We start from the raw sequence: 19252 nt of genomic DNA, 5'->3' as shown, positions 1-19252 counted from the left end.
ACATCAAGCGCGGACAAAGTGGCGCAGCCTGCGGCCTGCATTAAACAGGGAGGATGAGATGCCAGTCATGCAGTCAAAAATCATTCATCTGTCGGTGGAAAAACCATGGAGCCATGTCTTTGATTTCGCCTCCAACCCGCAAAACATGCCGCACTGGGCCGCCGGTCTAGCAGGCGGTCTTAAACCAGACGGCGAGGACTGGATCGCCGATGGCGGCCCGTTGGGTGAGGTCCGCGTCAATTTCGCGCCCTTAAACGAATTCGGCGTGATAGACCACGTCGTAACATTGCCGGATGGCATGAAGGTGTATAACGCGCTGCGGGTAACACCGAATGGCAGCGGTGCCGAAGTCAGCTTTACCCTGCTTCGCCTGCCGGACATGACGGACGAGGATTTCGAACGGGATGCGGAGATGGTCCGGGTCGATCTGGAAACACTGAAGTCGCTGCTCGAAACGGATTGAAGGATAAAACGATGACCACGAATACGAATGACCGGCGCATCGACTATGTCGAATTCAACGTCGCCGATATCGAGCGCAGCAAGGAATTTTACGGCGGCGCTTTCGGCTGGTCCTTTAAGGATTACGGCCCGCAATATTGCGAGTTTTCCGATGGCCGGCTGACCGGCGGTTTCACCACCACGGCACCTGTGTCAGCCAAGGGTGGACCGCTTGTCATTCTTTACGCCGCCGATATCGAGAATGCGCACCGGCGTGTCGAGGCAGCCGGTGGGCAGATCAGCGTCGCCATATTCGCCTTTCCCGGCGGACGCCGTTTTCATTTCACCGATCCGGACGGATACGAACTGGCCGTCTGGTCTGATCGATAAGAAAAAGGGCCGCATCGAGCGGCCCTTTCCATTTGTTGACTGTGACGTTCACTCGCCACCGCCCAGCGAGTGCACGAAGATCGCAAGCTGCTTGACCGTGGTATCACCAAGCCGTTCACCCCAGGCGGGCATGACCCCGTGTTTTGGCGACCGTATCTGCGCAACGATCCCCTGCTCCCCATTGGCCTTCAGCCAGATCGCGTCGGCCAGGTTGGGCGCTCCGAACTCGCGGTTGCCCTTGGCGTTCTCACCGTGGCACGAGGCGCAATTGTCGGCGAAAATCTGTTTACCGGGTTCTACGAGTGCCGGGTTGGAAGGCGTTCCTGTCAGGCTGACCACATAGGCGGCGACCTCGCGGATTTCCTCGGACTTGAGGATATCGCCGAAGGCCGGCATTTCCGACAGGCGCGTATCGGGATCGTCGGCAAAACGAATGCCGTGCTTTACAGTCGTATAGATATCCTCGACGCTGCCTCCCCACATCCAGTCATCGTCGTTGAGGTTGGGGTATCCCTGCCCGCCTTCCGCACCCGAACCGTGACACTGGATGCAATTGACCTTGAAGGCGGCGGCACCGCCGGAAAGGGCAAATTGCCTTAGCGTCGGATCGGCCTCAATCTCGGCGAGCGAGGAACTGGCGATTCTGTCGGAATAGACGCTCTGCGCCTGTTTGGCGTCCGCCATATCGGCAGCGATCTCGGAACGGCTGCTCCAGCCGAGCAACCCTTGCGTTGCGCCATTGATCAGCGGCCATGCCGGATAGGCGATGGTGTAGCCAATGGCCCAGAGGATCGTGAAGTAGAAGGTCCAGACCCACCAGCGCGGCATCGGATTGTTAAGCTCGCGAATACCGTCCCATTCATGGCCGGTGGTTTCGACGCCGCTGATGTCATCAATGTGTTTTTCGGACATATCCTAGTCCTCCTTAAGCGGAATGCTGGCGGCGTCGTCCGCAGCTTTTTTCGATCCGGGACGAAGGGTGAAAACGACGACGCCGGCGAAGAACAGGGTCATGGCAAGCAGGCCCCAGCTATCGGCGAAGTGGCGCATGGCCGTGTAGGTTTCCATCGTGTCGCCTCCTCACCGATATCCGGCGGCATCGTCATAGGTCGAGAAATCGACCAGCGTGCCGAGCATCTGCAGATAGGCAACCAGCGCATCCATTTCGGTAAGCTTGGCTGGATCGCCATCGAAATCGCCGACTTTCGCCTTCGGATAGCGCGCCAGAAGCTCGGTCGTATCGGCGTTCGGATCGGCCTGCGCGTGAAGATCAGCCGCTGATTTCTCGATCATCTCGTCGCTATAGGGCACGCCAACGGCGCGGTTAGCCTTCAGCTCCATCGAGATATCCGTAATCTTCAACGGCGTGGTTTTAAGGAACGCGTAGGACGGCATGATCGATTCCGGCACGACGGAGCGCGGATCGGCCAGATGCTGCACGTGCCATTCATTCGAATAGCGGTCGCCTACGCGTGCGAGGTCCGGCCCCGTGCGCTTGGAACCCCACTGGAACGGGTGGTCGTACATGGATTCCGCCGCCAGGCTGTAATGCCCGTAACGCTCCACCTCGTCGCGGAACGGCCGGATCATCTGGCTGTGGCAGACATAACATCCCTCGCGGATGTAGATGTTGCGCCCGGCCAGTTCCAGCGGCGAGTAGGGCCGCATGCCCTCCACCTTCTCGATAGTGTTTTCGAGATAGAAAAGCGGCGCGATTTCCACGATACCGCCGATTGAGACGACGAGCAGCGAGCCGACCAAAAGCAGAGTGGCGTTGCGTTCGATGACGCCGTGTTTGTCGAGTATGGACATCGGCCTCTCCTTATTCAGCGGGCTGCAGCGAAGGTGCGGCGTCATTGCGGACGCCCTCCTCGCGTTGATGACCGAGGATGGTCATCGTGACGTTGTAGGCCATGATCAGCGCGCCACTGAGGAACATCAGGCCACCCAGCGCACGCATCACGTAATAGGGGAACAGCGCTGCGACCGATTCCGCGAAGGAATAGACGAGGAAGCCCTGCGTATCGTATTCGCGCCACATCAAGGCTTGCTGGATGCCGGCCACCCACATCACGGCGGCGTAGATGACAATGCCGATCGTGGCGAGCCAGAAGTGCCAGTTGACCAGTTGCAGGCTGTAGAGACGATCCCTGCCCCACAGTTTCGGCGTCAGATAATAGATGGCACCGAAGGTGATCATGCCGTTCCAGCCGAGAGCGCCGGAATGCACGTGGCCGATGGTCCAGTCGGTATAGTGACTGAGCGAGTTGACGGCCTTGATCGACATCATCGGACCCTCGAAGGTCGCCATGCCGTAGAAGGCCACCGCCATTACCATCATACGCACGATGGGATCGGTGCGGATCTTGTCCCAGGCGCCCGAAAGCGTCATCAGGCCGTTGATCATGCCGCCCCACGAGGGCATCCACAGCATGATCGAGAACACCATACCGAGCGTCTGCGCCCAGTCCGGCAACGCCGTATAGTGCAGATGGTGCGGACCGGCCCAGATATACATGAAGATCAAAGCCCAGAAGTGGATGATCGACAGGCGGTAGGAATAGACCGGGCGGTTCACCTGCTTGGGAATGAAATAATACATCATGCCGAGGAAGCCGGCGGTAAGGAAAAAGCCGACGGCGTTATGGCCGTACCACCATTGCGTCAGCGCATCCTGCACGCCCGAGAAAGCGGAGTAGCTCTTGACGCCGAGGAACGACACCGGAATGGCGAGGTTGTTGACGATATGCAGCATGGCGATCGTCACGATGAAGCTCAGATAGAACCAGTTTGCCACATAGATATGCGGCTCCTTGCGCGTGAGGATCGTGCCGAGAAATGCAAGGAGATAGGCGACCCAGACGATCGTCAGCCAGATATCGACATACCATTCCGGCTCGGCATATTCGCGGCCCTGCGTGATACCAAGCAGATAGCCAGTGGCAGCCATGACGATGAAGAGGTTGTAGCCCCAAAATACGAACCAGCCCAGATTGCCGCCGAACAGGCGCGAGCGACAGGTTCTCTGCACCACGTAAAATGACGTGGCAATCAGCGCATTTCCCCCGAAAGCGAAGATCACCGCGGAGGTGTGCAGCGGCCGCATCCGGCCGAAATTGAAATAGGGCGCGATGTTGAGATCGGGAAAGGCAAGCTGAAGCGCCACCACGACCCCGACCAGAAACCCGACCACGCCCCAGAACACGGTAGCGACGACGCCGTATTTCACGACCTCATCGAAATATTCGGATTTCAGCCGGGCGCGCGCGGCCTGATCGACAGGCGCGAAAGAAACACGGCGCAGCAGAAGCACCGTGCTGACCAGAAGCGTAAAGAACAGCACCCACATATGGGCGGCGAAAAGACTGTCGTGAGCGAAAGCAGCCCCGAGCAGCGCGAGAAAAGCCCCAAGGGCCACGATCGCGGTTTCTAACGTGTAATTCATTGTTGGTTTCCCCCAACGTGCAAGCAGACCGACGAAAGGCTTGGCGCGCGCTTTACGAAGCGGAAACGGGCCTTTGCGTCGGTTGGAGCATTGCCACCGGCGTGGGGAAGCCACCTTGATCCAGATCAAGAAAGAGAAGCTGTCGCAGCACCGGCAAAACCGAGCCGGGATTTGGCGATAAGAAGTGCGTAGAAACTGAAAGAACGGACGCCGACGCGCGACACCGGCTTTATAGGGCTTGCGTCAGCCCTTCATTTTCAGCGGCAACCCGGCTGCGACGAAATAGACTTCATCGACGATGGCCGCGACGCGCTGGTGTAACCTTCCGGCGTGATCGCGGAATTCGCGCGCCATGCGGTTTTCCGGCACGATGCCAAGGCCGACCTCGTTAGAGACGAGAATCAGTTTCGCCTTGGTGGACGCGATTGCCGCTGCCAGCGTGGCGAACGCCGTCTCGATATCGGCGTTCTCCATCATCAGATTGGTGAGCCACAATGTCAGGCAGTCGATAAGGATAACATTGTCCGGCGCATCCAGCCGCGCGAGCACGGCAGCGATATCAACGGGCGCCTCGTGTGTCGTCCACTCCTCGCCGCGCCGGGCCTGATGATGGTCGATGCGATCGCGCATCTCGTCATCCCATGCCCGGCCGGTGGCCAGATAATGCAGGTGCCCGTCGGCTTTGCCCGCAAGGTCCTCGGCAAAACGGGACTTGCCGGAGCGCGCGCCGCCTAGAATGAAAACGGAGCGGTTTTTATCTGTCATGAAGAACCTGGAAGAAAAGAATAAGACGGACCGGCATCATTGCGGTGTCGCAAGCCAGAGACAGCCGTACATGAAGGGAACGATTCGTAGAAAAAGGCGTCCCCCGGTTACTCATGCCGGACTGCCGATGATACCGGGTCGGAGACGACAAAACCTGTCCGCACGATGCGGGACATTGACAGCCTTGGCAACTCCGGATGCCGGAAACACCGGTCCTGACAAAAAGCTAGGTGCGAACGGTCATTCTGTCAATCGGCGAGCGGTGTCGGCGATAAATCAAGCGGAACCGGTACGCAAAACCTTGACCCGGAACCGGCAGACCTTTCCGTCCGCGACGGGATTGATAAAGCCACTTGGTTACCGGAACGTTAGCAGAAAACGAAATGACGAAGCTGCAACGCGGCGGGAGAATGTTCGCCCATGGAGGCCGCTGCCATTGCCTTGCCATGGCCTTCAAATCAATATGGCCGCGAAGATTCGCAAACAGCAAGGTGACCTGCCCGTGATGACCGTCATGGACTATATCTCGATCGTCGTTTTTATCGTGTTATGGGCCACCTATACCCACCTCACGACGGGAACGACTCTGTTTTCGCGAACCAGCCTCAATCAGGCGATGGCGGAGCGCCGGCGCGACTGGATTTACAATTCTCTCAAACGCGACTTGAAGATGATCGACACGCAGATCATGGCGGGTTTGCAGAATGGTACCGCTTTTTTCGCGTCTACCTCGATCTTTGCCATCGGCGGCTGCTTTGCTCTTCTGGGGGCGACAGATCGGGTCGAAACCGTGTTTCGCGACCTGCCCTTCGTGCAGTATGCCGGGCGCACGGCCTTCGAACTGAAGGTCATGGGGCTAACCTGCCTTTTCGGCTACTCGTTTTTCAAGTTCGGCTGGTCCTACCGCCTGTTCAATTATTGCACGATCCTGTTCGGTGCCATACCAATGGTCCATGATGTCAACGCGGATCGCGACGCTGCCGAGCGTGCCGCTGAAAACGTCATAAAGATGAACATCATCGCTGCTAAGAACTTCAATGATGGGCTGCGGACGATCTTCCTGTCGATCGGTTATCTCGGCTGGTTCATCAGCCCCTATGTCTTCATCGCAAGCACGGTCATCATCATAGTGGCGCTGTTGCGCCGCCAGTTCTTCTCCGAGGCACGCCGCGCCATCATGGACAGGCCCGGGCCTTGAAATAGCCTTACTTCACGGGCCAAGCCCTTGAGTAGACAACGGCTTCAGACAGCTGAAACAGCGGGAATTATGGAAACAGAAACAGCTGCAATCGACACCCGCCGCAAAGGCCGCATGGGCGGTCTCGATACACTGCGCGGGCTGGCGCTCATCGCCATGGCGTCTTACCACTTCACATGGAATCTGGAGTATTTCGGCTATCTGGAGCCGGGTACGGCAACCACCGGCCTGTGGAAGCTTTATGCGCGCGCCATTGCCAGCTCGTTCCTGTTCCTCGCCGGTTTCAGCCTGTTTCTCGCCCATGGCAAAGCCATAAACTGGCCGTCCTTCGGCAAGCGTTTTGCAATGGTGGCGGGCTCGGCGCTGCTCATCACCATCGCTACCTATGTCGCCTTTCCGGATAGCTTCATCTTTTTCGGAATCCTGCACAACATAGCCGCTGCAAGCCTTGTCGGGCTGCTGTTCCTGCGGGCACCCCCGCTGGTGACGCTGCTTTTCGCGGCTCTTGCCTTTGCGCTGCCGCAATACGTCCAGTCGGATTTTTTCAACAGCAAATGGCTGGCATGGGTCGGTTTCTCCACCATGCCGCCGCGCTCGAACGATTATGTGCCGCTCCTGCCGTGGCTCGCGCCCTTTCTTGCCGGACTTGCGGTTTCGCAATTCGTCACACCGCGCAGCTGGCTGGACCGTTTTCGCAACCCAAGCTCCCCCCGCAATCTGATAGCAACAGCGGGCCGTCACAGCCTTGCCTTTTACCTCATTCATCAGCCGGCGCTGATTGGCCTCGTCTACGCGGTATCACTTGTGGCACCGCCTCCTCCTGGCGACCAGGTGGAGCTTTACAAATCGAGCTGTGAAAAAAGCTGCGTCCAGCAGGCTAACGGCCAGGAATTGTGCCAACGTTTCTGCGGCTGCACGCTTGAAAAGCTGCAGGCAGAAAGCCTGTTTGACATCATGATGGAAGGCAAGCTCAGCGCGGAGCAGCAGACGAAGGTCAGCGACGTGGCGCAACAGTGCACGGTTGAGGCGCAATAAAGGACGACACACGTCAATCCACGCTCTGCGTCATCCTCGGGCTTGACTCGAGGATCTATCCACGTCGCGTAAAATCAAAAGCATGACGAAGTGAGAGGTTTTCCTCTCCGCGGGAAATCCAGGGCCATCACGTCAAGCGCGACGGCGGGAAACCTGCATCAGGTCCCTACGCCGATTTCGGCAAGGCGCGTCAGGCAGGCCTCTTCGACATTGTCGAGCTCGGCCAGCGTCTCTTCGATGTCCTTGCGCTTTTGCCTGAGATCGGCGCGCTTCTCATCGACCTTCTTCATCAGAAGCACAAGCTGGCCTGATTCGCCCGGCGGCTCCTTGTAGACGTGAATGATCTCGCGAATTTCTGCGATCGTGAAACCGATACGGCGGCCGCGCAGGATTTCCTGAATAAGACGCCGATCCGCAGACCTGAAAAGCCTCGTACGCCCGCGTCGCTCAGGGTGAATGAGGCCCTCATCCTCGTAAAATCGCAAGGTGCGGGTGGAAACACCGAATTCGCGCGTCAGTTCGGTTATGCTATAATACTTGTCCAAGGGCCTATCCGATTCATAACCGGACAATTATTATTTGACCTTCACGTAAAAGTCAATTTTCCTGCCGCTTTCGCCTGTTTGGGCCTATCCCGAAATACCGTACCACCAGGTAGCGATGCCCAGAAACGAAAAAAAGCCGACAATGTCCGTTACAGCCGTCACGAAGACAGCAGAGGAAACGGCGGGGTCTGCCCCGAACCTGTCGAGAACCAGCGGAATGAGAATGCCTGCCAGCGCCGCCGCCAGCATGTTGAGACACATGGCGGCAGCAATGATGCCGCCGATATGGACATCCTGGAACCACACGCCTGCAACGATGCCGATGGCACAGCCGAACAACAACCCGTTCAGGATGCCAACGCCCGCTTCACGCCTGATAATGCGGGCAGCGTTGTGAATATCTAGGCTTTTGGTAGCCAGCGCCCGCACGGACACGGTCATGGTCTGCGATCCGGCATTGCCGCCCATGCCGGCAACCGTCGGCATCAAAATCGCCAGCGCAATGATCTGCTGGATCGTCGCATCGAAAAGGCTGATGACGGAGGCAGACAGAAAGGCGGTAAGGAGGTTGACCGCAAGCCACGGCACACGCGAGCGCGAGGTGCTGGTGATGCTGTCAGACAGTTCTTCGTCGCCCACACCGCCAAGGCGCAGCAAATCCTCTTCGGCTTCTTCCTGAATGACGTCGACCACGTCATCGATGGTGAGCACGCCAACCAGACGGCCGTTATTGTCCACCACGGCGGCGGATAGAAGGTCGTATTGTTCGAAAAGTTGCGCCGCTTCTTCCTGGTCCATTTCGGCCGGAATGGAGTGGTTGGTCTCGTGCATGATCGTTTCGATCTTCACCTGACGCTTGGCGCGCAGCACCTTGTCGAGATCGAGAGCGCCGACTAGCTTGAACGTGGGGTCGATGACGAAGATCTGCGTGAAGGAATCCGGTAACTCCTCCTCCTCACGCAAATAATCAATGGTCTGTCCCACGGTCCAGAACGGCGGCACGGCAACGAATTCCGTCTGCATGCGACGGCCGGCAGAGCTTTCCGGATAATCCAGCGCCCGCATCAGCCGCACCCGTTCGGTGAACGGGAGTTGCGAGAGGATGTCCTCGCGGTCCTCGTCGTCGAGATCCTCGAGAATGTAGACAGCGTCGTCCGAATCCAGTTCGCCGATACCGGCAGCGATCTGCTCATTCGACATCTGGTCGACGATATCGAGACGGATGCCTTCATCCACCTCGGTCAGCGCCGTCATGTCAAAATCGGAACCCAGCAACCGCACGAGCGCGTGGCGCTGCTCCGGCATGATCGACTCCAGCACGTCGCCGAGTTCAGACTCATGCAGTCGCGCCACATTCTTGCGCAGGAAAAGCAGATCGCGGTCGGCAATCGCTGCCCCCACCATCGCCAGAAAGTCGGAGCGGACAGAGCCGTCCTCGGCGTAGATATCGGAGGGTGCCTCTGTCGGTTTCAACTCTTCGGGCGCGAGAAGATCGTCGTCACGGTCTGTCATCTGGCGTCCCCTTCTTTAAATGCCGCAGTGCACGAATTTGCAGGCAGAATGGCGTTAAAAAGTATATTGTCAACAACCGGATAGGTGAAAAACAACGGGCTTCTGAACTGCGACGAAAATGGCATGGAGCGCCCTTTCGCAAGACCATGATCGAAGAGCGCAGCACTCCATGATGATGCAGCGACAGGCAGTGCACCTCAATCCGCACAACGTCCGGAAAGCCCTTGCCGTTCCGTCGGAACCGGTAAGATAGAGATTGACATATGTCGTCCATAGACGATTCTGAAAGAGCTTTTTTATATATGATCGGCCGTTGCCAAACGGTAAGTATCCCTGGGCGGCCAGGAAAATTTCAGGAAAATCACGACAATGAGCAAGACAGATTTCATCGGCAAGGCTTCCGCCGCCGCAGGTGGCTGGGGCGCGCTTAAAAGCGTTGGCAAACGGCTGATGGAATCCGGCGCGCCGATTTCCGGCGCACGCACGCTGCTGAAGGCAAACCAGCCGGATGGATTCGATTGCCCGGGCTGCGCATGGGGCGATCCGGAGCATGGCTCCTCCTTCGAATTCTGCGAAAACGGCGTCAAGGCGGTCGCATGGGAAGCAACGGAAGCCCGGGTGCCGCCGGATTTTTTCGCCACCCGTACCGTCTCCGAACTGCGCGGCTGGTCTGACTACGATCTGGAAAAGCAGGGCCGCCTCACCCACCCGATGCGTTACGACCGGGCGGGCGACAAATATCTGCCGGTCTCCTGGGACGACGCCTTTGCCGAAATCGGCGGCGTTCTCAACAGCCTCGACAGCCCGGATCGGGCGGAATTCTACACATCCGGCCGCGCCTCCAACGAGGCAGCCTTCATCTATCAATTGATGGTTCGGCTTTACGGCACGAACAATTTTCCCGACTGCTCCAACATGTGCCACGAGGCAAGCGGTGTCGGCCTGAAAGCCTCGATCGGCGTCGGCAAGGGCACAGTGCTCCTGGAAGACTTCGAGCAGGCAGATGCGATCTTCGTAATCGGCCAAAATCCCGGCACGAACCATCCGCGCATGCTGGGCGACCTGCGCCGGGCAGCGCTTCGCGGCGCGAAAATCGTCGTCCTCAATCCAATCAAGGAAAAGGGGCTGGAGCGCTTCGCCGATCCGCAGGACAAGATCGAGATGATCACCGGCGGCAACACCAAGATCGCCACCAATTATTACCAGCCCCGGCAAGGCGGCGACATGGCGGTGGTGCGCGGCATGAGCAAGGCGATCTTTGCAGCCGACGACGCCGCAAGGACTGCCGGAGAATCTGCCATCATCGATTACGACTTCATCGCCGAACATGCGGTCGAGTTCGAGGCTTATCGTGATGCCGTCGAGGCGACCAGCTGGGAAAGCATTCTCGACCAGTCCGGCCTCACCCGCGCAGAAATCGAAGAAGCCGCCCGCATCTACATGAATGCCGGCTCCGTCATCGCCACCTGGGCCATGGGCGTCACCCAGCATCGCCACTCCGTCATCATGGTTCGCGAAATCACCAACTTCATGTTGCTGCGCGGCAATATCGGCCGCCCCGGTGCCGGTCTTTGCCCGGTACGCGGCCATTCCAACGTTCAGGGTGACCGCACCGTCGGTATCGATGAAAAAGCGCCGCCGGCGCTGCTAGACGCACTGGAAAAAGAACTCGGCGTCGCCATGCCGCGCAAACCCGGCCACAACACCGTGGAGGCCGTAGCCGCCATGCTGGATGGCAAGGCGCAAACCTTCATCGCGCTCGGCGGCAACTTCATGCGGGCAACGCCCGACAGTCCGCTGATCGTCAAGGCTTTTGAAAATCAGAAACTGACGGTCAACATCGCCACCAAGCTCAACCATTCGCATCTGGTGCCGGGCGAAATCTCCTTCGTGCTGCCCTGCCTTGGCCGAACGGAAATCGACCGTAATTCTGCGGGCAAGCCGCAGATCGTCACGGTCGAGGATTCCATGAGCATGGTGCATGGTTCCGGCGGCATCAATCCGCCAGCCTCGGAAGAACTACGCTCCGAAGTCGCCATCGTTGCCGGCATTGCGCAAGCGACCCTTGGCAATGCGCAGGTCGACTGGAAAGCGCTTGCCGAGGATTACGATCTCATCCGAGACATGATCGAGCGGGTCATCCCGGGTTTCGACAATTTCAACGAACGCGTCCGCGTGCCGCGCGGTTTTCGCCTGCGCAACACGGCCTCCGAACGGGAATGGAACACGCCGACGAAAAAGGCCGTATTTTATAGCGGCCCGCTTCCCGAACAGACCGAGCATCAGCAGGCGCTCACGGGCGACAATCTTTTCGTGCTGCAGACATTCCGCAGCCACGACCAATACAACACCACGATTTACGGCATGGACGACCGTTATCGCGGTGTTTATGGCGAACGCCAGGTCATCTTCATGAATCCTGCGGATATGGAGGCGCTGGGCGCCCACTCCCGCCAGCGCGTCGATGTCATCGGCGAATATGGCGATGGCGTGGAGCGGATCGCTCAAAATTTCCGGTTGGTCCCCTACAATATTCCGCGCGGCAGTGTCGGCGGATATTATCCCGAACTGAACGTGCTGGTGCCGCTGTCAAGCTATGGCGAAGGCAGCTTTACGCCAACGTCGAAATCGGTACTCGTCTCCTTCCGCCTGCTTGCCGGTTCCGCCTCTTGAACGGGATGGCTTGATGGGTGAGGAACAATCTGCAGCGGCTTTCATGGCAGCGGTGGAGCAGATCGTGCAAGGATCGTCGCAGGCGCTTTCGGCCACGGGCGCGGCAATCCTTCTGGCCATCAATATGGATATCGCCACCGACAGCCGCAGCATCGCCAATCGGCTGGGACTTGCGCATGCCCTCGTCCTGCGCGAAATCTCCGTCCTGTCACCGCGCTTTGTGCGGGTGGCGAAACGCGACGCCCGCACTCAGCGCAGTTGGCTGGAGGTCACAGCGGAAGGACAGGCGCTCGCCGCGCTATCCTCTCAAACCTGAAACGAACGGAGCATTCCTTGGCAATCAGGCCGATCCTGCCCTACCCCCATGCCGGTCTTTCCGAGATTTGCGCGCCGGTCACTGTTTTTGACGACCACCTGCAAAATCTGGTCACGGACCTGATCGACACCATGCGCGCCGCCCCCGGCGTCGGCATCACCGCGGCTCACGTCGGTGTAAAACAGCGCGTCTTCGTGCTTGAGCTGACACCGGGAACCGTGTTGACATACATCAATCCCGAAATCGTCAGTCACTCCGCGCAGACCATGCGGCATGTGGAAGGCAGCGTCTCAATGCCGGGCTTCACCGAAGAGGTGGAACGTCCATCTGAGGTCGAGGTGAGGTTTCAGGACGCAGCGGGCGTGGAACATCGAGAAAGCGTTAAGGGATTTCACGCCATCTGCATCCAGCACGAGATCGACCAGCTGGATGGTGTGTTCTGGCTGAAGCGTCTGTCGAAGCTGAAACGCGACCGGCTTGTGAAGAAATGGGAAAAATCCCGAAAGCCGTGAGGATCAGCTAGCGATCGAAAGAGCAAAGTCCGCGTCGCCCTTCAAAGTGTTGCTGACGGTGCAGATATCTTCGGCCGCATGGGCAATTGCGGCGCGCGTCGCCTCATCGAAACTCCCGGCAATCTCCATCCTGATATCGAAACGAATGATGCGATAGGGCTCCTGCGCGGATTTCTCACCGGAAACGTCAACGAGCACGCTCTCGAAGCCGTCCAGCAACCCCATGCGGCTCGCCGCAATGCGGGCGCTAAGCGCCAGGCATGCCGCAAGCGATGAATAAAGGAGGTCGATCGGATTGAAGCCCGGTTCAGAGACACCCGTCACAATTTCCAGGGCGCCGCCGGTCACTGTCGAAATCAGTGGGCGACCAAGCCGCCCGACCTTGGCGTTGGCGCCAACCGGCCTCAACTTCACCTTTCCACCATCTATCATTCAAATATTCCTAATTTAATCGCGTGCAACCAATCGCATGGAACCAAAACCTGTCTGGCGCTTTTTACTCACACAACGGTGAACGACCGTTGAACCTTTATTATACAGGGAGCTGGGACCTATGGTTACATCTACGCTCGTCAGCATTCTGATCACCTTCCTGGTGATCGTGCTCGTCTTGTGGCTCATCGCACGACTGCCCGTCGGCGGCGGCGCGAAACAGATCGCGCAAGTCATCGTCATCATCATCGGCATTATTTCGCTGCTGAAATATCTCGCCGTCTTCTGATATCACGGTAGCGTGCGAACAGAAAAAGGCGGCGAATGCCGCCTCTTTTTTGCGCCATTTTTCATGACACTCGATAGCTATTGGCGCGGCTCGAACTGGTAGGTTTTTTTGAGAGTGATATCGCGAACGCTGCCGAGACCAAGAAACGGCGTATTTTCAGCATCGAAAATCGCCCTGCCCTTCGCCACGATCCAGCGGATAGAACCATCAGGCAGATGCACCTTGTAGCGCTGGTCGAAAAACACGCCGGTAGTGATGCTTTCGAAAATTGCCCGCGCCACCTGATCGCGCATTTCCACATCTATTCTTTCGAGAATATCCTCAATCGACACACCTCGCGATGCCACCGCTTCGGAAAAGCCATGACACTCCGCGGTGACGGTGTCCATGATCAACCTGTTGTCGGAAATGCTCCACATATAATAGCCGAGCGCATTGTCTGAATCCGCCTTGTCCCCCTGCACGAAAACCTCCAGACCTTTTTTTCTGACAAACGCTAACATCAGACCTCTAATATTCCACCCCTTGTTTTGAGGGGGTATTTAACCGGCTACTACAACGTGTATCGATATCCACCGAAATTTAATGGCGCCTGATCCGGATGCCGGTTTCGAAAGCACGATAATTTCCCAAAAAAGCGTCGCAAAGCCAACCGCTTGCACCTACATGACAGCATGATGAAATTGCGAAGGATGCTCATATGCTGCGAACCGCTCTTACTTTTGGGTTGCTGTCGGCAACTGTCTTTCTAGCTGGCTGCCAGACGTGGCAAAGCCCTTATCGCGGAAACGAATGGCGGATGGACCAGGTCATGGATGGCGACCCCTACCGGGTCGGTGACGGCAATCGCGCGGGGAGACGCTAAGCCGCAAACATCTCATCCGAATGGCGGCAAGATCGATAATCTGACGCCCTGAAATTTTACAGCCCGGGCTGCCGAGACGAAACAAGTCGAAGTCGCCCGAGGCGTATCTAATCGACGTAACTGCTTCTTCTTTTTTGGGGAGGAGCAAAGCCAAACAATTGGCAGAAAAAGAAAAAACCCGCCGAAGCGGGTTTCTTTGGTGCGGTCGAGAAGACTCGAACTTCCACGGGTTGCCCCACAGCGACCTCAACGCTGCGCGTCTACCAATTCCGCCACGACCGCATCGTGGTAGGCGTCGACTTGCGCCGACGGGGGTGCATGTAGCAAAAGGATTTTGGGTGCACAAGAGCGTCGTGACAGTTTTTTAAAATTAAAAATCGGCTTGGCCCACCCTATATGCAGGAAGCCCGGAAATGCTGGGGTTGCAGCCTTCTCATCATTTTGCGAGAAGGCTGTGGAAAGGACTTTTTCATGCTCACACGCACGGATATCGAGACAAATATGCTGCCCGTTCCCGGCTCGCCGCCTGTTCGCTGGCGAATCTCGGAAGGTCTCGTGCCTTACGAACTGGCTATAGAAGAGATGGAACGCGAAGTTGCCGCCATAGCCAATGGCGAGGCCGACGAACTTGTGTGGCTTCTGGAGCACCCACCACTCTACACGGCAGGCACCAGCGCCGATGTTGCCGACCTCATCGAGCCGGAGCGTTTTCCGGTCTTCGCCACCGGTCGCGGTGGCGAATATACCTATCACGGGCCGGGACAGCGCGTCGTTTACGTCATGCTCGACCTGAAACGCCGGCGCCAGGATGTCCGCGCCTATGTTGCCGCGCTGGAGAATGTCATCATCCGCACGCTCGACAAGATGAATGTCCGTGGCGAACGGCGCGAAGACCGGGTTGGTGTCTGGGTCAGGCGTCCGGAAAAACCCCTGCTTCCCGATGGTAGCATGGCCGAGGACAAGATCGCTGCGCTCGGCATCCGGTTGCGCAAATGGGTAAGCTTCCACGGACTGTCGATCAATGTCGATCCCGACCTCGCGCATTTTTCCGGCATCGTTCCCTGCGGCATCAGCGCCTATGGCGTCACCAGCCTTGTCGATCTTGGATTGCCGGTTATGATCGGCGATGTCGATGTTCTGCTGCGAGAAGCCTTTGAGGAGGTCTTTGGCCCGGCAGTGCCCGAAGCCGGCTCCGGCGGCTGAAACCCGCCGCAACTTTTTTGTCGCCTGCCAGTGCATGCAATATCGATCACCACAAGAGGAGGAACGACCATGTTCACAACGTCAGCCTATGCCTGCGATGACGGTTCTTCGCCGATGAAGCTCGCGACCATCAAGCGTCGCGATCCCGGCCCGCGCGATGTCGAAATCGAAATCGAGTTCTGTGGCGTCTGCCACTCCGATATCCATACGGCCCGCAGCGAATGGCCGGGTTCTCTCTACCCCTGCGTCCCCGGTCACGAAATCATCGGCCGCGTCGGTCGGGTGGGCGCGCAGGTCACGAAATTCAAGGCGGGTGACCGCGTCGGCGTCGGCTGTATCGTCGACAGCTGCCGTGAATGCGCAAGCTGCGCCGAAGGGCTGGAGCAATATTGCGAAAACGGCATGACCGGCACCTACAACTCGCCTGACAAGGCCATGGGCGGCGGCGCACATACGCTTGGTGGTTATTCCGCCCATGTGGTCGTCGATGATCGCTATGTGCTGCGGATCCCCGAAGGCCTCGATCCAGCAGCCGCAGCACCCCTGCTCTGCGCCGGCATAACCACCTATTCGCCGCTGCGGCATTGGAATGCAGGTCCCGGCAAGCGCATCGGCGTCGTCGGTCTCGGTGGCCTCGGCCATATGGCAGTCAAGATCGCCAATGCCATGGGCGCCACGGTCGTGATGATCACCACCTCCCCCGGCAAGGCAGAAGACGCGAAAAAGCTCGGTGCCCATGAGGTGATCGTTTCACGCGATGCCGACCAGATGAAGAAAGCGGCTTCCAGCCTCGATCTTATCATCGACGCGGTTGCCGCTGACCACGACATCAACGCCTATCTTGCGTTGCTGAAGCGGGATGGCGCACTGGTGCAGGTCGGAGCGCCTGAGAAGCCGCTATCCGTGCACGCATTCAGCCTCATCCCCGGCCGCAAGACCTTCGCCGGCTCGATGATTGGCGGCATTCCCGAAACCCAGGAAATGCTGGATTTCTGCGCCGAAAAAGGCATCGCCGCCGAAATCGAGATGATCAATATCGATCAGATCAATGAGGCTTATGAACGCATGATAAAAAGCGATGTGCGTTATCGCTTCGTCATTGATATGAAGAGCCTGCCACGCCAGAAGGCCGCCTGACCTCGTCGAGGGGGAGCGCCCTCTGACGCTCCCGTTTCCTCGTCAGACCTTTTGGTTGAAAGCGCAGCCCTACCCATGACCAGCCAGACCGGTTTGAACGATGTCGCCAAGGGCATGATGATCATGGCGGGCTGCATGTTCGTGCTGCCCGTCATGGATGCCATCGCCAAATACATGGCGGTGAGCGGCGGAATGTCACCGGCGCAGGTCACCTTCTACCGCTTCTTTTTCCAGCTTCTGTGCACCCTGCCCCTGCTGCTGCTGGTCTCACCCAAAGCGCTGTTCAGCGCCAGACGACCGTGGATGAACTGCCTGCGCGGCGTGCTGCATGCCAGTGCCAGCCTGATGTTCTTCGCCGCCGTCAAATACATGCCACTCGCCGATGTCTTTGCCATCTATTTCGTCGAGCCATTCATGCTGACGATGATGTCGGCCCTCTTCCTCGGCGACAGGGTCGGCTGGAAACGCTGGACAGCGATTGCGGTGGGTTTCGGCGGCGCTCTGATCGTCATTCAGCCGAGTTTTGAGATTTTCGGCTGGACATCGCTCCTGCCGGTCGCCTGCGCATTTCTCTACACGCTCTACCTGTTCCTTAACCGCGCTATCGGCGATGCCGACAGTCCGCTTGTCATGCAGACCATGTCCGGCATTGCCGGCACGGTGTTCATGGCGGCAGCCCTTCTGGTCGGCGACGCCTACGGTGACAAGGATTTCGCGATCTCGCTTCCGCAATCCGGCTTCACCCTCACCCTGCTCATCGTGTTAGGGTCGATATCCGGCTATATGCATCTCCTGATCGTCAGGGCCTTCAGGCTGGCGCCGCTGTCGCTTCTGGCACCATTCCAGTATTTCGAGATCATCTCGGCGACGGTTCTCGGTTATGCGCTGTTTTCGGATTTTCCGACGCCATCGAAATGGCTCGGCATCCTCATCATCGTCGCATCCGGCCTTTTCATCATCTGGCGCGAGCGTGTGCAGACGGAAGCGAACCCGCCGCTCGACGGACAATGACACCCAGAACGCTTTCAGGCGCCCGAGGGCTGCGGTCCTTCGTCGTGATGGTCCTGCGCCTCCACAAGGCTACCGAGCAGCCACAGCGAAACCTCGGCGGCCTCTCCGGCGGATTTGAAGCGGTATGAGCCGCTATATTTCGGCGTATCGAAAAACGTAACGACGAAACCGTCACCGCTTTCCAGACTTTCGACCCTTATCCGCTCGGGATCGATCATCAGGCACACATAATGGGATCCCATATTGCGCATGAAGCCGGCCTTGTTGTCGTGCAGCCGCACGAAGGCTGCGCCGCCATCCACCGTCATATGCAGGCTTCTGATCGCCTCGGTGGGAAACGCGCGGGCAAAATCCATGATCGCCTGCCCCACATCGTGGTTATTGTCCTCATCCGTTGCCCGTGTCATGCGCCAGGCATAAACAGCGAAGACCGCAAGCAGCACGAAAACGATTATCCAGACCGCCATATTCATGCGGGAAGGCTCCCTCAGCACCGAAACATCGCGATTCGCGAATCGAAACGATGCGAACCCGGCTCAAGCTCTTAAACACCGAGGCTTGCGTGAAGTGTGGCTCTTCGGCCTCGACGCGAAAATTGCTCCGATCTGTCTGCGCGATGTGCAGTTCGAGCGATCAGAAACGCTTGAGGAAAGACGCCTTTGCCAGCAGCCATTGCCGGCGAAGCTGCGACAGTTGCACTTCGCCTTCAAACACGCCCACTCCCGCCTTTCTGGCAGCAGCGATGACCGGGCCGGACAAGGCAACGGGAAGATAGGCCGCAAAGACATTCCGGGACATCTTGGCGCGTCTCGCCTTCTCGATGTGATCAAGCGCGTGCGTTGCAAAAATCTCGATGGCGATGCCGATGCGTTGTTTATCATCGCCTTCTAGAAACGTCTCGCGATCAAGCCCGGCAGCCGCGAGCATATCCGCGGGGATATAGACCTGCCCACGACGACGGTGCAGCGGCATCAGCATTAGAATGCCGGCCATGGCCTGCGCAACCCCCGCATGCCCCGCAGCTTCCGCACTTGCTGGAGTGTCTTCCGGCGAAAGCACAAGGCTCGCCAGCTGGATCAGTGCCGAGGCGGTCTCCCCCGCATAGCCTTCGAGCGCGTTACGATCCACGAACAGATCGTCATAAAGATCGAAGATGCGCGCCTCGATCATATTGGCAAGAACCGGTCGCGGCAGGCGATATTGCTCGATCGCCAACAAAAGAGCGGCAGCAACGGGGTGAGACTGGCTGTCCCCATGCGCATTGCCATCAAGGAGATCGCGCCACCATTGCATGCGAACTTCGCCAGGCAGCGCCTCGCGCACGGAATCGCGGATTCGGGCAATTTCGGCATTGAAAGCATAAAGCGCGGCAAGCGCTGCGCGCTTGTCGGCCGGAGACAGAAGGCACGCGAGATAGCGGTCGCGATCGGTGTCGCGCAGCGTCGCGAGGCAGACGTCTAGATTCTCTGTGGGTGCCATGTTT

General features: G+C 58.2%; 22 protein-coding genes and 1 tRNA gene. 11 read left to right on the top strand and 12 right to left on the bottom strand.

The features are described from left to right. The first annotated feature begins 58 nt into the window (after positions 1-58). Both J5276_RS07120 and J5276_RS07115 read left to right on the top strand, forming a co-directional pair. Complete coding sequence (locus J5276_RS07120; protein WP_080798497.1) at positions 59-463, top strand: polyketide cyclase; 405 nt, start codon at positions 59-61, stop codon at positions 461-463. 11 nt (positions 464-474) lie between these two features. Next, positions 475-831 (top strand): VOC family protein, encoded by a 357-nt coding sequence (locus J5276_RS07115; protein WP_003515303.1) that lies wholly within the window; start codon positions 475-477, stop codon positions 829-831. Positions 832-879: 48 nt separating this feature from the next. On the opposite strand, the gene ccoP is transcribed toward J5276_RS07115, so the two are convergent. The 5 genes from ccoP to cobU form a co-directional block, all read right to left on the bottom strand. After that, a complete protein-coding gene (ccoP, locus tag J5276_RS07110) occupies positions 880-1743 on the bottom strand; it encodes a cytochrome-c oxidase, cbb3-type subunit III (RefSeq protein WP_065687353.1) in 864 nt (287 codons plus the stop codon). A 3-nt stretch (positions 1744-1746) separates the two neighbouring features. Next, positions 1747-1899: a CcoQ/FixQ family Cbb3-type cytochrome c oxidase assembly chaperone gene (locus J5276_RS07105; RefSeq protein WP_003502810.1), complete on the bottom strand. Its 153-nt coding sequence runs from the start codon at positions 1897-1899 to the stop codon at positions 1747-1749. 12 nt (positions 1900-1911) lie between these two features. After that, entirely contained in the window at positions 1912-2643 is a 732-nt protein-coding gene (ccoO, locus tag J5276_RS07100; protein ID WP_003515307.1) for a cytochrome-c oxidase, cbb3-type subunit II, read from the bottom strand. A 10-nt stretch (positions 2644-2653) separates the two neighbouring features. Continuing rightward, positions 2654-4276 carry a cytochrome-c oxidase, cbb3-type subunit I gene (ccoN, locus tag J5276_RS07095; RefSeq protein WP_065687351.1) on the bottom strand — a complete coding sequence of 541 codons (1623 nt, stop codon included), beginning with the start codon at positions 4274-4276 and terminating at the stop codon, positions 2654-2656. A gap of 243 nt (positions 4277-4519) precedes the next feature. Next, positions 4520-5041, bottom strand: a complete 522-nt coding sequence (gene cobU, locus J5276_RS07090; RefSeq protein ID WP_111783047.1) for a bifunctional adenosylcobinamide kinase/adenosylcobinamide-phosphate guanylyltransferase — start codon at positions 5039-5041, stop codon at positions 4520-4522. Positions 5042-5546: 505 nt separating this feature from the next. Between cobU and J5276_RS07085 the strand changes: the two genes are divergently transcribed. Continuing rightward, positions 5547-6239 carry a DUF599 domain-containing protein gene (locus tag J5276_RS07085; protein ID WP_013636176.1) on the top strand — a complete coding sequence of 231 codons (693 nt, stop codon included), beginning with the start codon at positions 5547-5549 and terminating at the stop codon, positions 6237-6239. Between the two features lie 69 nt (positions 6240-6308). Continuing rightward, a complete protein-coding gene (locus tag J5276_RS07080; RefSeq protein ID WP_112155027.1) occupies positions 6309-7274 on the top strand; it encodes a heparan-alpha-glucosaminide N-acetyltransferase in 966 nt (321 codons plus the stop codon). Between the two features lie 158 nt (positions 7275-7432). Here J5276_RS07080 and J5276_RS07075 read toward each other — a convergent pair whose 3' ends face one another. After that, a complete protein-coding gene (locus J5276_RS07075) occupies positions 7433-7819 on the bottom strand; it encodes a MerR family DNA-binding transcriptional regulator (protein WP_003515319.1) in 387 nt (128 codons plus the stop codon). An 84-nt stretch (positions 7820-7903) separates the two neighbouring features. Further along, positions 7904-9331 carry a magnesium transporter gene (gene mgtE / locus J5276_RS07070; protein ID WP_013636179.1) on the bottom strand — a complete coding sequence of 476 codons (1428 nt, stop codon included), beginning with the start codon at positions 9329-9331 and terminating at the stop codon, positions 7904-7906. 369 nt (positions 9332-9700) lie between these two features. On the opposite strand from mgtE, the gene J5276_RS07065 reads away from it, so the two are divergent. The 3 genes from J5276_RS07065 to J5276_RS07055 are packed head-to-tail and all read left to right on the top strand — an operon-like array spanning position 9701 to position 12832. Continuing rightward, on the top strand, positions 9701-12004 hold the full coding sequence (locus tag J5276_RS07065) for an FdhF/YdeP family oxidoreductase (protein WP_112155026.1): 2304 nt from the start codon (positions 9701-9703) through the stop codon (positions 12002-12004). 13 nt (positions 12005-12017) lie between these two features. Continuing rightward, positions 12018-12320, top strand: a complete 303-nt coding sequence (locus tag J5276_RS07060) for a hypothetical protein (protein WP_112155025.1) — start codon at positions 12018-12020, stop codon at positions 12318-12320. A gap of 17 nt (positions 12321-12337) precedes the next feature. Further along, positions 12338-12832, top strand: a complete 495-nt coding sequence (locus tag J5276_RS07055; RefSeq protein ID WP_112155024.1) for a peptide deformylase — start codon at positions 12338-12340, stop codon at positions 12830-12832. A 3-nt stretch (positions 12833-12835) separates the two neighbouring features. Here J5276_RS07055 and J5276_RS07050 read toward each other — a convergent pair whose 3' ends face one another. Further along, on the bottom strand, positions 12836-13264 hold the full coding sequence (locus J5276_RS07050) for an OsmC family protein (protein WP_112155023.1): 429 nt from the start codon (positions 13262-13264) through the stop codon (positions 12836-12838). A 121-nt stretch (positions 13265-13385) separates the two neighbouring features. Here J5276_RS07050 and J5276_RS07045 point away from each other — a divergent pair, with 121 nt between their 5' ends. Continuing rightward, on the top strand, positions 13386-13553 hold the full coding sequence (locus tag J5276_RS07045; protein ID WP_003502827.1) for a Thivi_2564 family membrane protein: 168 nt from the start codon (positions 13386-13388) through the stop codon (positions 13551-13553). 77 nt (positions 13554-13630) lie between these two features. Here J5276_RS07045 and J5276_RS07040 read toward each other — a convergent pair whose 3' ends face one another. Both J5276_RS07040 and J5276_RS07035 read right to left on the bottom strand, forming a co-directional pair. Next, on the bottom strand, positions 13631-14056 hold the full coding sequence (locus tag J5276_RS07040) for a PAS domain-containing protein (protein WP_003515332.1): 426 nt from the start codon (positions 14054-14056) through the stop codon (positions 13631-13633). A gap of 559 nt (positions 14057-14615) precedes the next feature. Beyond that, positions 14616-14700, bottom strand: a tRNA-Leu gene (locus J5276_RS07035). Positions 14701-14889: 189 nt separating this feature from the next. Here J5276_RS07035 and lipB point away from each other — a divergent pair. The 3 genes from lipB (at position 14890) to J5276_RS07020 (ending at position 17769) form a co-directional block, all read left to right on the top strand. Further along, entirely contained in the window at positions 14890-15621 is a 732-nt protein-coding gene (gene lipB / locus J5276_RS07030; RefSeq protein WP_003515336.1) for a lipoyl(octanoyl) transferase LipB, read from the top strand. A 69-nt stretch (positions 15622-15690) separates the two neighbouring features. Continuing rightward, the gene (locus J5276_RS07025) at positions 15691-16758 is read left to right on the top strand and encodes an NAD(P)-dependent alcohol dehydrogenase (RefSeq protein ID WP_003515339.1); all 1068 of its coding nucleotides are present in this window, start codon (positions 15691-15693) and stop codon (positions 16756-16758) included. Between the two features lie 75 nt (positions 16759-16833). After that, a complete protein-coding gene (locus J5276_RS07020; RefSeq protein WP_013636186.1) occupies positions 16834-17769 on the top strand; it encodes a DMT family transporter in 936 nt (311 codons plus the stop codon). 14 nt (positions 17770-17783) lie between these two features. Here J5276_RS07020 and J5276_RS07015 read toward each other — a convergent pair whose 3' ends face one another. Both J5276_RS07015 and J5276_RS07010 read right to left on the bottom strand, forming a co-directional pair. Continuing rightward, the gene (locus J5276_RS07015; protein ID WP_003515343.1) at positions 17784-18242 is read right to left on the bottom strand and encodes a hypothetical protein; all 459 of its coding nucleotides are present in this window, start codon (positions 18240-18242) and stop codon (positions 17784-17786) included. 160 nt (positions 18243-18402) lie between these two features. Continuing rightward, positions 18403-19248 carry a phytoene/squalene synthase family protein gene (locus J5276_RS07010; RefSeq protein WP_025593499.1) on the bottom strand — a complete coding sequence of 282 codons (846 nt, stop codon included), beginning with the start codon at positions 19246-19248 and terminating at the stop codon, positions 18403-18405. Positions 19249-19252: the final 4 nt, after the last annotated feature.

The organism is Agrobacterium sp. S7/73, assembly GCF_019355535.1.
Taxonomy (GTDB): domain Bacteria; phylum Pseudomonadota; class Alphaproteobacteria; order Rhizobiales; family Rhizobiaceae; genus Agrobacterium; species Agrobacterium tumefaciens.
The sequence above is the reverse complement of the archived record's forward strand: the minus strand, read 5'-3'. Positions and strand labels throughout refer to the sequence as shown.

Excerpts from the sequence above, each read along its gene's own strand:
- J5276_RS07115 (WP_003515303.1), top strand. The coding sequence starts at position 475 with ATGACCACGAATACGAATGACCGGCGCATCGACTATGTCGAATTCAAC.
- J5276_RS07040 (WP_003515332.1), bottom strand. The coding sequence starts at position 14,056 with ATGTTAGCGTTTGTCAGAAAAAAAGGTCTGGAGGTTTTCGTGCAGGGG.
- lipB (WP_003515336.1), top strand. The coding sequence starts at position 14,890 with ATGCTCACACGCACGGATATCGAGACAAATATGCTGCCCGTTCCCGGC.
- J5276_RS07015 (WP_003515343.1), bottom strand. The coding sequence starts at position 18,242 with ATGAATATGGCGGTCTGGATAATCGTTTTCGTGCTGCTTGCGGTCTTC.
- J5276_RS07065 (WP_112155026.1), top strand. The coding sequence starts at position 9,701 with ATGAGCAAGACAGATTTCATCGGCAAGGCTTCCGCCGCCGCAGGTGGC.
- J5276_RS07045 (WP_003502827.1), top strand. The coding sequence starts at position 13,386 with ATGGTTACATCTACGCTCGTCAGCATTCTGATCACCTTCCTGGTGATC.
- J5276_RS07085 (WP_013636176.1), top strand. The coding sequence starts at position 5,547 with ATGACCGTCATGGACTATATCTCGATCGTCGTTTTTATCGTGTTATGG.
- mgtE (WP_013636179.1), bottom strand. The coding sequence starts at position 9,331 with ATGACAGACCGTGACGACGATCTTCTCGCGCCCGAAGAGTTGAAACCG.
- J5276_RS07060 (WP_112155025.1), top strand. The coding sequence starts at position 12,018 with ATGGGTGAGGAACAATCTGCAGCGGCTTTCATGGCAGCGGTGGAGCAG.
- ccoP (WP_065687353.1), bottom strand. The coding sequence starts at position 1,743 with ATGTCCGAAAAACACATTGATGACATCAGCGGCGTCGAAACCACCGGC.
- J5276_RS07080 (WP_112155027.1), top strand. The coding sequence starts at position 6,309 with ATGGAAACAGAAACAGCTGCAATCGACACCCGCCGCAAAGGCCGCATG.
- J5276_RS07020 (WP_013636186.1), top strand. The coding sequence starts at position 16,834 with ATGACCAGCCAGACCGGTTTGAACGATGTCGCCAAGGGCATGATGATC.
- J5276_RS07025 (WP_003515339.1), top strand. The coding sequence starts at position 15,691 with ATGTTCACAACGTCAGCCTATGCCTGCGATGACGGTTCTTCGCCGATG.
- J5276_RS07010 (WP_025593499.1), bottom strand. The coding sequence starts at position 19,248 with ATGGCACCCACAGAGAATCTAGACGTCTGCCTCGCGACGCTGCGCGAC.
- J5276_RS07120 (WP_080798497.1), top strand. The coding sequence starts at position 59 with ATGCCAGTCATGCAGTCAAAAATCATTCATCTGTCGGTGGAAAAACCA.
- ccoO (WP_003515307.1), bottom strand. The coding sequence starts at position 2,643 with ATGTCCATACTCGACAAACACGGCGTCATCGAACGCAACGCCACTCTG.
- J5276_RS07050 (WP_112155023.1), bottom strand. The coding sequence starts at position 13,264 with ATGATAGATGGTGGAAAGGTGAAGTTGAGGCCGGTTGGCGCCAACGCC.
- ccoN (WP_065687351.1), bottom strand. The coding sequence starts at position 4,276 with ATGAATTACACGTTAGAAACCGCGATCGTGGCCCTTGGGGCTTTTCTC.
- cobU (WP_111783047.1), bottom strand. The coding sequence starts at position 5,041 with ATGACAGATAAAAACCGCTCCGTTTTCATTCTAGGCGGCGCGCGCTCC.
- J5276_RS07105 (WP_003502810.1), bottom strand. The coding sequence starts at position 1,899 with ATGGAAACCTACACGGCCATGCGCCACTTCGCCGATAGCTGGGGCCTG.